We start from the raw sequence: 12919 nt of genomic DNA, 5'->3' as shown, positions 1-12919 counted from the left end.
GGCACATTCGTGTCGATGGGACCCGGCCAGGAAGAAGTCTTCGTACGCCGCGAAGATATCCTCCTCTTCGGCTCCGGCGTCATCTCGCCTGGACGCAGATCGTCCCTCGGCGACGCCCAGATCCTGCATTATGAGATTATCTCCGGCTGAGTTGGCCGGCTGCGGGACCGGCGCGGCACCGCGGGCCCGCATTTTCACCTGTCTGTCGAAGAGGTGGTGATCCCGACAGGAATCGAACCTGTGACCTACAGATTAGGAATCTGCCGCTCTATCCTACTGAGCTACGGGACCACGCGGCCCGACACATAAACGCTTCGGGCCGGTTCGCCAAGGGGAGTCTGACGTGCTGGCGGGCGGCCCCTTGCGATATCGGGCCGCCCAGTTCCTGCCTCAGGCTCGGCCAGCTCCAAGCCTGTGCCGTCAGGCCGCCAGCGCCGTCTCGGCGAGCTTCACCCAATAGCTCATGCCGTGCGGGATGACCTCGTCGTTGAAGTCGTAGGCAGGGTGATGCAGGCCGGCGGTGTCGCCGTTGCCGATGAAGATGAAGGCGCCGGGGCGGGCTTCCAGCATATAGGAGAAATCCTCGCCGCCCATCACCGGCTGTATGGCGCGATGGACATGCGCGTCGCCGGCGACATCGGCGGCGACATCGCTGGCGAAGACCGTCTCTTCTGCATGGTTGAAGGTGACGGGGTAGTTGGCGTCGTAATCGACCTCGATGGTGGCGCCGAAGGCGGTCGCGATGCCGGCGCAGATGGCGCGGATGCGCTCTTCCGATTTCTTGGCCACTTCCTTCTTCAGCGTGCGAACGGTGCCGGCGATCTCGGCGCTTTCGGGGATGACGTTATAGGCATCGCCGGCGTGGAACTTGGTCACCGACACCACCACGGCCTCGACCGGGTCGGTGCTGCGCGAGGCGATGGTCTGCAGCGCACCCACCAGCTGGCTGGCGATGACGATCGGATCGATCGTGCCGTGCGGCATCGCGGCATGGCCGCCGCGGCCCTTGACGGTGATGGTGAATTCCGCGGTCGCGGCCATGATCGGGCCGGGCTTGATGGCGAACTGGCCGACCGGCAGGCCCGGCATGTTGTGCATGCCGAACACCTTCTCGATGTCGAAGCGCTCCATCATACCGTCCTTGACCATCTCGTTGCCGCCGCCGCCGCCTTCCTCGGCCGGCTGGAAGATCACCGCCACGGTGCCGGCGAAATTGCGCGTCTCGGCAAGATATTTGGCGGCTCCCAGCAGCATCGCGGTATGGCCGTCATGGCCGCAGGCATGCATCTTGCCGGGCACGGTCGAGGCCCATGGCTTGCCGGTGATCTCCTCGATCGGCAGCGCGTCCATGTCGGCGCGCAGCCCGATCGTCGGGCCATCGCCCTTGCGGCCGCGGATGATGCCGACGACGCCGGTCTTGCCCAGCCCCGTCGCCACCTCGTCGCAACCGAAGGCCTTCAGCTTCTCGGTGACGAAGCCAGCGGTCTGGAAGACGTCGAAATTCAGCTCCGGTGTCTGGTGCAGATGTCGTCGCCAGCCGGCGACTTCTTCCTGCATTTGCGCGGCGCGGTTCAGAATCGGCATGATCGGTCCATCTCTTGGTTGACGGCAGGGGGTTCAGAGCCGCTGCCCAGCAATTGTGATTGTCTTGAACTCTGCCATTTTGGCGTCACATAGGGTAAATAGCACCGCAACAAAGGGGTCCGGGTCGAGGGATCGGGCCGCATTTATGCTGGCGATGGGTAACGAAATCTTACGGACCCACCGGCGATCACGGCAAGAGGCGATTTCGGATTTGATCATGCGGCAGAGGCATTTCCTCAACCTATTGCTGGCGGGCGCGTTGGCGCTTCCGGTGTTTGCCGGCGTTGCGCGCGCCAATCCGGTGGTCCTGTTCGACCTCAAGAGCGGCTCCATTCTGGAGCATCAGGACGCGTTCAAGCGCTGGTATCCGGCCTCGCTCAGCAAGCTGATGACGGCCTATGTGGCGTTCCGGGCGATCCAGGCCGGCGAGGTGGCGCTCGATTCGCCGATCAAGGTGACGAAGCATTCGGCCGGCGAGCCGCCGAGCAAGATGGGCTTCAAGCCCGGCTCGGTGATGCGGCTCGACAATGCGCTGAAGATGATGCTGGTCAAGTCGGCCAACGACATCGCCATGGCCGTGGGCGAGAATATCGGCGGATCGCAGGCAGCCTTCGCGGACCGCATGAACGCCGAAGCGGCCCGGCTCGGCATGGTCGGAACGCATTTCGTCAATCCGAACGGGCTCTATTCGCCGGACCAGTACACGACCGCGCGCGACCTCGCCGTGCTGGTGACGGCGATCCGCAACGACTTCCCGCAATATGCGCCGTGGTTCTCGATCGAGGGCCTTGCCGTCGGCAAGAAGGCGCTCCCGAACTACAATCTCCTGATCGGCCGCTATCCCGGCGCCGACGGCATGAAGACCGGCTTCGTCTGCTCTTCCGGCTTCAACATGATCGGTTCCGCGACGCGCAACGGCCGCACGCTGGTCGCGGTGGTGCTTGGCGAGAAATCGGCGGTCAGCCGCGCCGAGGCGGCGGCAAAGCTGCTCGACCAGGGTTTCGATACGCCGGCGGCGGGTTCGACCACGCTGGCCGCGCTCAAGCCCTATGGCGACACGCTGTCGCCCAACGACATGCATGACGAGATCTGCAAGAAGAAGCCGAAGGAGGAGCAATCCGAGGCGGCCCCCGAGGTCGCTGCCAAGGATAAGCCGAAATCCCCCTACCAGGTGAAGCTCGACCATCCGACGCTCATCGCGGTCGGCCTGGGCGGCGCCACCGGGCCGGCGCCGAAGGCATTCGTCGACCAGACCGATCAGAACTATGCCGACGTGCCGCTACCGAGCTGGCGGCCCGACAGGCCGGCGCCGGCCGGCGTCGAGCCGGCGGCGACCGGAACGGCGGCTGCCGCGGCGCAAGGTGACCAGCCCGCCAAGGCGGCGAACTAGCCATCATGATGGGCGGCTTTCCCATTCCCGTATCCGTGCTTACCGGCTTTCTCGGCGCCGGCAAGACGACGCTGCTCAACCGGCTGCTCAAGGATCCGGCGCTTGCCGATACGGCGGTGATCATCAACGAGTTCGGCGAGGTGGCGATCGACCATCTCCTGGTCGAGCAGGCGTCCGACGGCATCATCCAGCTTTCCGACGGGTGCCTGTGCTGCACGGTGCGCGGCGACCTTGTCGACACGCTTGCCGATCTCGTCGACCGGCTGCAGACCGGCCGCATCGCGAAACTCGCCCGCGTCGTTGTCGAGACGACGGGACTGGCCGATCCTGCGCCGGTGCTGCAGTCGATCATGGCGCATCCTGCGCTGGTGCAGGCCTTCCGGCTCGACGGCGTCATGACGCTGGTCGACGCCGTCAATGGCGAGACGACGCTCGACGCGCATGTCGAGGCAGTGAAACAGGCGGCGGTGGCCGATCGCATCGTGCTGACCAAGACCGACCTTGCCGACGCGGCCGAGGTCGAGGTGTTGCGGGCGAGGCTGAAGCAGGTCAATCCGGGCGCCCTCGTGCTCGACGTCAACGAGGCCGGCGCCGCGGCGCTGTTCAATTGCGGTCTCTATGATCCTGAGACCAAGTCCGCCGACGTGCGGCGCTGGCTTGGCGAAGAGGCGGCGCGTGATCAAGATCATCACCAAGATCATGGCCATCATCACCATGACGGCGATCATGATCACAACCACCATCATGAGCATCGCCATGATACGCGCGTGCGCACGCACTCGCTCGTGCATGAAGGCCCGGTGCCGTTCTCGGCGATCGAGATGTTCCTCGACCTTCTGCGCTCGACGCATGGCGAGAAGCTGCTGCGGATGAAGGGCGTCATCGAGCTTGCGGAGGATCCGTCGCGGCCACTGGTCATTCATGGCGTGCAGAAGATCCTGCATCCGCCGGCAAGGCTGCCGGCATGGCCGGACGGCCAGCGCGGCACCAGGCTGGTGCTGATCACGCTGGACATGCCTCAGGATTATATCCAGCGCCTGTTCGCGGCGTTCACCAACAAGCCGTCGATCGACACGCCGGACAGGGCCGCGCTCGAGTCCAATCCGCTGGCGATTGCAGGGTTATAGGCCGAAAGCGACGCCTGGCTCAGGCCGCGTTGCCACGTTCGACCAGGAAGCGGTGGCCGCCGGTGATCGCGGCCGTCTCGACCAGCTGATGGCCGGCGTCGGCGCAGAAGGCCGGGATGTCGATCACGGCCAGCGGATCGGTGGTTTCCAGCCAAAGTCGGCTGCCCGGCCGCATGGCGGCCAGCCGCTTGCGGGCTTTCAGCACCGGCAAAGGACAGTTCAGTCCCTTGAGATCGTAGATGGCGGCCGGTTTTGCCAAGCTGAAGGCTCTCAGCCGCCGAACATGCCGAGCAGCTTCTTCTTCAGCTTCGACACGGTGCCCTGGTCGGCGTCGGCCGCCTGCTGGGTTTCCTGCGCGGGCGCTGGCTCGACGCCGGCGGTGACGACCGGCTGCTGCGCGGCCTGCTTGGCGGCTTCCTTCTCGGCCAAAGCCTGCTGCTTGGCTGCTTCCTTGGCGGCCTTGGCCGCCTCGATCGCCGCCAGGCGCTGCTCCTCGGCCTTGCGCTTGGCTTCCTTCTCCGCGTCGAGCGCGGCCATCTTGCGGCCAGCCGGGGAATCGATACGGCCCATGCGGGTCGTTTCCGTCACCGAGCCGTCCGCATTCATCGACGGCGGCTCGATCGGCACGCGCTCGCCGCGGGCGCGGCGCTTCGACCAGTCGGAAACGATGCTGGCTTCCTTGATGCCGGCAATCGTCGGCTTCGGCGGCGGCGTGCTCGAATTCACGGCCGAATTGAAGGCCGCGTCGTAGCTCTTCTCGTAATTGGCGTAGGCCACTTTCAGCGAATCCGGCTGCGTCGTCGCGGGGCAGGGGCCGGTTGGGTCAAAGGTCGTGCCTTCAGGCGCCACCTGGTTGAAGACGTAGCGCTTCTCGCAGACATCGACCTTCGGCGGCACCTTGGTGATCTCGAAATTGTCGTAACCGACCTTCAGCATCTTCCAGAACTCGTAGTTCGGGTCGTTGCGGTAGCGCGCCATGTTGGCGGCGGTCATGCGAAACGGAAAGGCCTGGATCTGGAATTCGGTCTGGCCGCCCTGGAAGGCATCGCGGCCGAAGGCATAGATCTGCTCGATCTGCGCGTCGGTCATCGAATAGCAGCCGGACGACGAGCAGGCGCCATGCACCATCAGGTTCTGGCCGGTGCGGCCATTGGCGCGGTCATAAGCGTTGGGGAAACCGATGTTGAAGGACAGATGGTAATTCGAGCGCGGGTTCATCTGCGATGGACGGACGGTGTAGAAGCCTTCCGGCGCCTGGCGGTCGCCCTCGGTGTATTTGGGACCGAGCTTTCCCGACCATTTGCAGATGTCGTAGCTGGCGACGAGATCGTAGCGGCCGTTGGTCTTGGCCTTCCAGATCTCCAGCTTGCCTTCCTCCTTGAAGATGCGCGCCATCACCGAGGAGGTGCGAACCATGCCCTTGGCCTTCATGTCGGCGAGGATCTTGTCCGGCAGCGGCTTGTTGGCTTCCGGCGCGAAATCCTTCATCGACGAATCATTGCAGCCGGCGACGCCGATGGCGGCGATCAGGACTCCGGTGCGGGCAAGCTTGGCAAACATGGGTACGGCTATGCTTTTCTCTCGGGTCTCGGGCCAACGGCTCTCGGCATGGCCGGGCCTGCAGGCTGTACACCAGTGGACCGTAAGCCCGTTAACCTTGAAAATTCCTTACCGCAAGTCTCGCCAGCAAATCCTGGCCAACCCCTCGCGACAAGTTTCATTGAGCCGAATGCGGCGGCATTTTTGTGGCGAAATTGGTCGTGGCCGCCACAGTTTACCGCCAGATGCCCGATTTAGAGGCTGCGGCCCATCGCGAGATACTTCTCGCGGCGCTGCTCGCGGAAATCGGTGTTGGCGCCGGCAAAGTCCTTCATCGTCCTTGCGATGAGGTCGCCGGTGGAGGCAATCACCGTTTCCGGCGCGCGCTGGGCGCCGCCCATCGGCTCGGGAATGATGGCGTCGATGATCTTCATCTCGAGAAGATCCTGCGCGGTGATCTTCATGTTGGTCGCCGCGTCCTTCGAGCGGGTGGTGTCGCGCCACAGGATCGAAGCGGCACCTTCGGGCGAGATCACCGAATAGATGGCGTGCTCCAGCATGTAGACCCGGTTGGCGGTGGCGATCGCGATGGCGCCGCCGGAGCCGCCTTCGCCGATGACCACCGAGATCGACGGCACTTTCAGCGAAAGGCAGGCCGAGGTCGAACGCGCGATCGCCTCGGCCTGGCCGCGCTCCTCGGCGCCGACGCCGGGATAGGCGCCGGCGGTGTCGACCAGCGTCAGAAGCGGGATCTTGAAACGGTCGGCCAGTTCCATTAGGCGGACCGCCTTGCGGTAGCCTTCCGGCCGCACCGAGCCGAAATTGTGCTTGATGCGGCTTGCCGTGTCCGAACCCTTTTCCTGGCCGATCACCGCCACCGGCTCGCCGCGGAAGCGGGCGAAGCCGCCGACGATCGCCTGGTCATCGCCGAAATTGCGGTCGCCGGCCAGGGGCGTGAAATCGGTGAACAGCGCCTTGATGTAGTCGACGCAATGCGGGCGGTCGGGGTGGCGCGCGACCTGCACCTTCTGCCAGGGCGTGAGCGCCTTATAGAGGTCGCGCAAGGCGTCGCGCGAACGCTTTTCCAGCCGGCTGATCTCTTCGGCGACATCGACCGCCTCGCCGTTCTCGGCAAGCTTCTTCAGCTCAAGGATCTTGAGCTCCAGATCCTGCACCGGCTTTTCAAAGTCGAGGTAGTTGTACATGCTTGAGCGGACCGATCCGTCGGAAGGCAAATGGCTGGCGGAACCGCTGAAATGCCGGCTCCGGGCGGTGGAACGTCGCCCTCACATAGCGATATGAGGCCTAGTCGGCAAGCGGATGATGATCGTTGACCAGCCGCACCAGCCGCTCCTCCAGCACATGGGTGTAGATCTGCGTGGTCGAGATGTCGGCATGGCCAAGGAGTTGCTGAACGGCTCTGAGATCGGCGCCGTTTTGCAGGAGATGGCTGGCAAAGGCATGGCGAAGAACATGCGGCGAGATTTTCGCCGCCGCAATGCCGGATCGCGCGGCCAAGCCCTTGAGATCGCGGGCGAAAACCTGCCGGGAAAGATGGCCGCTGTCGGAGGGGGCCGGAAACAGGAACGGGCTCTCGGCAAAGGCCGGCCGCTCGGCCCTGGCGGCAAGCCAGGCGCGCATGGCCGTGCGCGCCTTGGTCGAGAGCGGCACCATGCGTTCCTTGTCGCCCTTGCCACGCACCATGAAGAAGCGGTCGTCGCGCAACGCCACGGTGACCGGCAGGCCGACCAGCTCGGACACGCGCAGGCCCGTGGCGTAGAGCACCTCGACCAGCGCGTGCAGGCGCAACGCCGCCATCCGGTCGCCATCCGGACCAGCTTCGCCGGCTTCCTGCGCCGCCCGGTCGAGCAGGCGGCCGGTCTCGGCCTCGCTCATCGTCTTCGGCAGCGGCCGGCCCTTGCGCGGGCTGTCCAGCGTGCCGGTCGGGTCGTCGCCGCGCAGTCCCTCGGCGTAGAGGAATTTGAAGAACTGGCGGATCGCCGACAATTTGCGTGCTTGCGAGGTCGGCGCGAAGCCGCGCGCGGCAACGTCGTCGAGATAGGCGCGGATGTCGGCCGATCCCGCGCCCGCAAGTCCGCCCTTGATCGCCTCGGAAGCGTCCTTGAGGTCGCGGCGGTAGGAGGCAAGCGTGTTTTCAGCCGCCCCCCGTTCGGCGCTCATCATTTCGAGGAAGGCTTCGATGCGGGCGGCGCTGTTCATCGGGCCGGGTTTGTCAGTTCTTCTTGGGGTTGAGCTTCTCGGCGGGAATGCGGATGCTCATCTCCGCCTTTTTCGGCTCCACGAACATCGCCAGCGCGAACATCGCGCCATAGGCAATGCCTGCCAGAACCGCCAGCGTCACGACGAAGCGAAACAAAGTCGGCATTCAAATTTCGCCCGTCTTGTTGTTCTGCTTTTCCAAAGCCCTGTGCCCTTATGGGACGCCAAACGGGGCAATTCAAGGACGAAGGATTCCGGTCGCCGCAGGTTTTGCCGGAAAAGCTCTTAAGCAGGCATTCGCGGGCGAGCCCACGAATGCCTGCTTAGGGATTGGTGTTTTCCGCAGGTACTCTTTGCAAAACCGTGGACCACTTTTGCGGAACCTGCCTGGGACGTTTGTCCGGCCGTGCTTGACGCAAACAGGCTTTTGATGTCGATACGGCGCAAAGAGGCCCTGATGAACGCTCTGCCCGCAAATCCAACGGACGAAGGCCATGCCGCGCTGGTCGAACGGCTCGGCGGCCGCTCGATCGTCTTCGTCGGACTGATGGGCGCCGGCAAGACGGCGATCGGCCGCAAGGTGGCGACCATGCTTTCGCTGCCCTTCATGGACAGCGACCAGGAGATCGAGAGCGTCTCGCGCATGACGGTGCCGGAACTGTTCGAGCGCTATGGCGAGCCGGAATTCCGTGCGCTGGAGCAGCGTGTGATCCTGCGCCTGCTGGAGAACGGACCGCAGGTGCTGTCGACCGGCGGCGGCGCCTTCATGAACGCGCACACGCGCGAGGCGATTTCGGCGCATGGCGTGTCGGTCTGGCTGAAGGCCGATCTGGACCTGCTGATGGAGCGCGTCTCCAAGAAGCAGAACCGGCCGCTGCTTAAGAATCCCGATCCGCGCGGCGTGCTGGAGAAGCTGATGGCTGAGCGCTACCCGGTCTACGCCACCGCCGACCTGACCGTGCCGACGCGCGACGACCGCAAAGAGATCATTGCCGGCGAAGTCGTCGGGGCGCTCTGCGCCCATCTTGGTGTCGAGGCGATCGCGACGGACGCTACAAGCGCCACAACGGACGAGGTGCAGTCGTGAGCCATGCCGAACCGGTGAAGGTCGAGGTCGGGCTGGGCGACCGCGCCTATGACATATTGATCGGCTCGGGGCTGCTTGCGCGCTCCGGCGAGGAGATTGCGCGCCGGCTTCCCGGCACCCGCGCGGCCATCGTCACCGACGAGAACGTCGCCGCCGCGCATCTCGACGCGCTGAAGGCGGGATTGGAGAAAGGCGGCATCCAGTGCGCCGTCATCACGCTGCCGGCCGGCGAGAAGACCAAGAGCTTCGCCCATCTCGAGGAGGTGGTCGACGGCGTGCTCGCCGCAAAGCTCGAACGCCGCGACGTGGTGGTCGCGCTCGGCGGCGGCGTCATCGGCGACCTGGCCGGCTTTGCGTCCGGCATCGTGCGGCGCGGCATGAATTTCGTGCAGATCCCGACCTCGCTCCTGGCGCAGGTCGATTCATCCGTCGGGGGCAAGACCGGCATCAACAGCCCGCGCGGCAAGAACCTAGTCGGCGTCTTCCACCAGCCCAGGCTGGTGCTCGCCGACACTCAAGTGCTCGACACGCTGCCGATCCGCGAGTTCCGCGCCGGCTATGCCGAGCTCGCCAAATACGGGCTGATCGACCGCCCGGCCTTCTTCGCCTGGCTGGAACAGAACTGGCGTGACGTCTTTGCCGGCGGCCCGGCGCGGGTCGAGGCCATCGCCGAGGCCTGCCGCGCCAAGGCCGACGTCGTCGCCCGCGACGAGTTCGAGACCGGCGACCGCGCTCTGCTCAATCTCGGCCACACATTCGGTCATGCGCTGGAAGCCGCCACGCAATATGACGGATCCCGCCTCGTCCATGGCGAGGGCGTCGCCATCGGCATGGCGCTGGCGCATCGTTTTTCGGCGCGGCTCAACCTGGCGAGCCCGGATGACGCGGAACGCGTCGAAGCGCATCTGCGCGCCGTCGGCCTGCCCTGGCGCATGGCGGATATTCCGGGCGAACTGCCGGACGCCGAGGCGCTGCTTTCCTTCATCACCCAGGACAAGAAGGTCTCGCGCGGCGCGCTGACCTTCATCCTCACACACGGCATCGGCCAGTCGTTTATCGCCAAGGACGTGCCGCCCTCGGAAGTGCTCTCCTTCCTCAAGCTGAGCCATCCCGCAGCGCTCAAGCTGAGCCATCCCGAACGGTCCAAGAGGAGCCGTTCCGGATGACCGACGCCGGCTGGATCGTCGCCGCCGTCCTCGCCGTCATCCTGCTTTCGGCGCTTCTGTTCCGCGCCCGCTTGCTTGCCGCTTTTGGCTACGCGCTGCGGCCGATCGAGCCGCCGCAGCGATCCGAGCGCAACGGCAAGGATCACGACAGCGACGATTCCCGTCGTGACGGCGAAGCCGGCCGCGAGGAGCGCAACCGGCTCGAGGGCCTCTTCGACCTCGAAGAGCTCGAAGTGTCGGATATCATGGTCCATCGCACCAATATGCGCTCGGTCAATGCCGACAATGCGCCGGAGGCGGTGGTGCGCGAGATCCTCACGAGTCCGCACACCCGCATGCCGCTGTGGAAGGGCTCGCTCGACAACATCGTGGGCGTGCTGCACGCTAAAGATCTGCTGAGGGCCCTCAACGAGGTCGGCAACGACTTTTCACAGATCGACGTCATGAAGATCGCGGCGAAGCCCTGGTTCGTGCCGGACACCACCACCTTGCAGGAACAGCTCAACGCCTTCCTGCGGCGCAAGACGCATTTCGCCATCGTCGTCGACGAGTATGGCGAGGTCGAAGGGCTGGTGACGCTGGAAGACATCATCGAGGAGATCGTCGGCGAGATCGCCGACGAGCACGATGTCGACATGCAGGGCGTCAAGAAAGAAGCCGATGGCTCGGTCGTCGTCGACGGCACCGTGCCGATCCGCGACTTGAACCGCGCGCTCGACTGGGACCTGCCTGACGAGGAAGCCACGACGATCGCCGGCCTCGTCATCCATGAGACGCAGTCGATCCCCGAGGAAAAGCAGGCTTTCACCTTTCACGGCAAGCGTTTCGTCGTCATGAAGCGCGACAAGAACCGCATTTCGAGGCTGAGGATCAGGCCCGCCAGCGAAAGCTAATGCATGTCGCCCAAAAGTGACCTCGGTTTTGGGAAGACGACATGCATAAAAACAAAGACCTAAAGCGCGTCGCATGAATCCGGTTCAACGCGACGCGCTTTAGGTGTGTCGATATTCAGGTGATGCCGGCCTGCGAATGGCAGCTTCCTGCGCTTCCGGTGCTCACGTACTTTAAGTACGCTCCGCTCCGGTTCTCGGAAGCCACCATTCTCGGCTCGGCCTGACCTGAATCTCAACACACCTAGAGCGTTTCACCGTTTCACGGAAACGGCGAACCGCTCTATCTCTTTGTTTTTGAAGCAATTCCGGACGGAAAACCGCTCACACTTTTCCTGGAATTGCTCTAGGCGGAGCGGCTTGCGATCTCACAATTCCTTCGTCCAGCGCTCGCTGAGCGTCGCGCCAGTCCCGGCGTCGATTGCCGCCAGGCTGACCTCGTAGCCCCAAAGGTTGCGGATATGGCGCAGGGTTGCGTCGCGGCTCTGGCCCTCGAGCATGATGCCGTCCTTGACCTTATGCTGCAGCCGCAGATGCCGGTCGCCCAGCAGGTCAACGTCGACCACCTGGATGTCGGGGCGGCTGGCACCGATATCGTAGCTTTGCGCCAGCGCCGACCGTATCTTGGCATAGCCGCGCTCATTGTGGATCGAGGCCACCTCGTAATGCGGCTCGTCGGCGCCGTCGGCCAGCATGAAGAGCCGCCATTTGCGGATCAGCGCCGGGCTCAGATACTGGCGGATGAAGGACTCGTCGCGGTGGTTGGCCCAGGCGTCGAGCAGGGTGTCGCGCCAGTCGCCGCGGCCGGCGATGTCCGGGAACCAGTCGCGGTCCTCGGCGGTGGGCGCCGTCGAGATGCGCTGGATATCCTGCATCATGTCGAGGCCCAGCGCATAGGGATTGATGCCGGAGTAGCGCGGATCGTCATAGGTCGGCTGGAAGACCACGTTCGAGTGGTTGCGCAGGATCTCGAGCATGGCGCCTTCGCTGATGCGGCCACGATCGAACAGCGTGTTCATGATCGTGTAGTGCACGAAGGTGGCGCAGCCTTCGTTCATCACCTGGGTTTGCCGCTGCGGGTAGAAATATTGCGCGATGACGCGCACGATCCTGACGATCTCGCGCTGCCAGGGCTCGAGGACGAGGCTGTTCTTCTCGAGGAAATAGAGCAGGTTTTCCTCCGGCAGCTTGAGCGATTTCTTCCGCTCGGCAAGGATTTCGTCCCCCGCTTCCGGCTTGGTCTTTCCCTGCGAGGGCGGCAGCGTTCGCCACAGATCGCTGAAGGAGCGCTCCTCGTATTCGAGGCGCTCGCGCAGCCCCTCGCGCTGCTGCTCGGACGACAGTTTCGGCGGCCGATGGTAGCGGAACACGCCCTGCTCCATCAGCGCGTGGGCCGAGTCCAGGATCGCTTCCACGGCCGCGAGGCCATGCCGTTCCTCGCATCGGGCGATGTAGCTCTTGGCAAAATCCAGATAGCTCAGAATGCCGCCGGCATCGGTCCATTGCCGGAAGAGATGATTGTTCTTGAAGAAATGGTTGTGGCCGAGCGCGGCATGCGCGGTCACCAGGGCCTGCAAGGCCATCGTGTTCTCTTCCATCAGATAGACGATGCAGGGGTTGGAGTTGATGACCAACTCATAGGCCAGGCCGCGCGCGCCCTTGCGGTAGAGAAACTCGTCATAGAGGAAACGCTTGCCGAAAGACCAATGCCGGTACATCAGCGGCATGCCGACCGAGGAATAGGCGTCGAGCATCTGCTCGGAAGAGATCACCTCCATCTGCACAGGATAGATGTCTAGGCCCAACTCCTCGGTCCCGAGCGCCTCGATCTCGTCATAGACGCGGGACAGCTTTGCAAAATTCCAGTCCGAGCCGGAAAACAGCAGTTCGGATTTGCGCGCCTGGCTGACCATTGC

The 12919-nt window shown here is 64.3% G+C and carries 12 protein-coding genes and 1 tRNA gene; 5 read left to right on the top strand and 8 right to left on the bottom strand.

Going from position 1 to position 12919, the window contains the following annotated elements; all coding sequences use genetic code 11:
* Nucleotides 1-214 precede the first annotated feature (214 nt).
* Together EN862_RS17900 and EN862_RS17895 are read right to left on the bottom strand one after the other, a co-directional pair.
* Nucleotides 215-291 (bottom strand) — tRNA-Arg (locus EN862_RS17900).
* A gap of 129 nt (nucleotides 292-420) precedes the next feature.
* Nucleotides 421-1584, bottom strand: coding sequence for a M20 aminoacylase family protein (locus tag EN862_RS17895; RefSeq protein WP_127865725.1), 1164 nt, complete (start codon nucleotides 1582-1584; stop codon nucleotides 421-423).
* A gap of 217 nt (nucleotides 1585-1801) precedes the next feature.
* Here EN862_RS17895 and EN862_RS17890 point away from each other — a divergent pair, with 217 nt between their 5' ends.
* A complete protein-coding gene (locus tag EN862_RS17890; RefSeq protein WP_127865726.1) occupies nucleotides 1802-2974 on the top strand; it encodes a D-alanyl-D-alanine carboxypeptidase family protein in 1173 nt (390 codons plus the stop codon).
* Between the two features lie 8 nt (nucleotides 2975-2982).
* Nucleotides 2983-4101 (top strand): GTP-binding protein, encoded by a 1119-nt coding sequence (locus tag EN862_RS17885; protein ID WP_189401850.1) that lies wholly within the window; start codon nucleotides 2983-2985, stop codon nucleotides 4099-4101.
* Between the two features lie 19 nt (nucleotides 4102-4120).
* On the opposite strand, the gene EN862_RS17880 is transcribed toward EN862_RS17885, so the two are convergent.
* From EN862_RS17880 to EN862_RS17860, 5 genes are all read right to left on the bottom strand, one after another.
* Nucleotides 4121-4360, bottom strand: coding sequence for a sulfurtransferase TusA family protein (locus EN862_RS17880; protein ID WP_127865728.1), 240 nt, complete (start codon nucleotides 4358-4360; stop codon nucleotides 4121-4123).
* An 11-nt stretch (nucleotides 4361-4371) separates the two neighbouring features.
* Complete coding sequence (locus tag EN862_RS17875; protein WP_127865729.1) at nucleotides 4372-5661, bottom strand: murein L,D-transpeptidase family protein; 1290 nt, start codon at nucleotides 5659-5661, stop codon at nucleotides 4372-4374.
* A 233-nt stretch (nucleotides 5662-5894) separates the two neighbouring features.
* Nucleotides 5895-6845: an acetyl-CoA carboxylase carboxyltransferase subunit alpha gene (locus EN862_RS17870; RefSeq protein ID WP_127865730.1), complete on the bottom strand. Its 951-nt coding sequence runs from the start codon at nucleotides 6843-6845 to the stop codon at nucleotides 5895-5897.
* 100 nt (nucleotides 6846-6945) lie between these two features.
* Complete coding sequence (locus EN862_RS17865; protein ID WP_127865731.1) at nucleotides 6946-7860, bottom strand: site-specific tyrosine recombinase XerD; 915 nt, start codon at nucleotides 7858-7860, stop codon at nucleotides 6946-6948.
* A 13-nt stretch (nucleotides 7861-7873) separates the two neighbouring features.
* On the bottom strand, nucleotides 7874-8026 hold the full coding sequence (locus tag EN862_RS17860) for a hypothetical protein (RefSeq protein WP_042643428.1): 153 nt from the start codon (nucleotides 8024-8026) through the stop codon (nucleotides 7874-7876).
* A gap of 291 nt (nucleotides 8027-8317) precedes the next feature.
* On the opposite strand from EN862_RS17860, the gene EN862_RS17855 reads away from it, so the two are divergent.
* The 3 genes from EN862_RS17855 to EN862_RS17845 are packed head-to-tail and all read left to right on the top strand — an operon-like array spanning nucleotide 8318 to nucleotide 11006.
* Entirely contained in the window at nucleotides 8318-8947 is a 630-nt protein-coding gene (locus tag EN862_RS17855; protein WP_127865732.1) for a shikimate kinase, read from the top strand.
* Nucleotides 8944-10113 carry a 3-dehydroquinate synthase gene (gene aroB, locus EN862_RS17850; RefSeq protein ID WP_127865733.1) on the top strand — a complete coding sequence of 390 codons (1170 nt, stop codon included), beginning with the start codon at nucleotides 8944-8946 and terminating at the stop codon, nucleotides 10111-10113. Before EN862_RS17855 ends, aroB begins: the two co-directional genes overlap by 4 nt.
* Nucleotides 10110-11006 (top strand): transporter associated domain-containing protein, encoded by an 897-nt coding sequence (locus EN862_RS17845; RefSeq protein ID WP_127865734.1) that lies wholly within the window; start codon nucleotides 10110-10112, stop codon nucleotides 11004-11006. The genes aroB and EN862_RS17845 overlap by 4 nt, the downstream gene beginning before the upstream one ends.
* A gap of 365 nt (nucleotides 11007-11371) precedes the next feature.
* Here the strand turns inward: EN862_RS17845 and EN862_RS17840 are convergent, their stop codons facing one another.
* Entirely contained in the window at nucleotides 11372-12916 is a 1545-nt protein-coding gene (locus EN862_RS17840; RefSeq protein ID WP_127865735.1) for a SpoVR family protein, read from the bottom strand.
* Between the last annotated feature and the right edge of the window lie 3 nt (nucleotides 12917-12919).

Source organism: Mesorhizobium sp. M2E.F.Ca.ET.219.01.1.1 (assembly GCF_004016445.2).
GTDB lineage: Bacteria > Pseudomonadota > Alphaproteobacteria > Rhizobiales > Rhizobiaceae > Mesorhizobium.
Note: the sequence above shows the minus strand (reverse complement) of the source record. Positions and strands in the feature narration are given on the sequence as shown.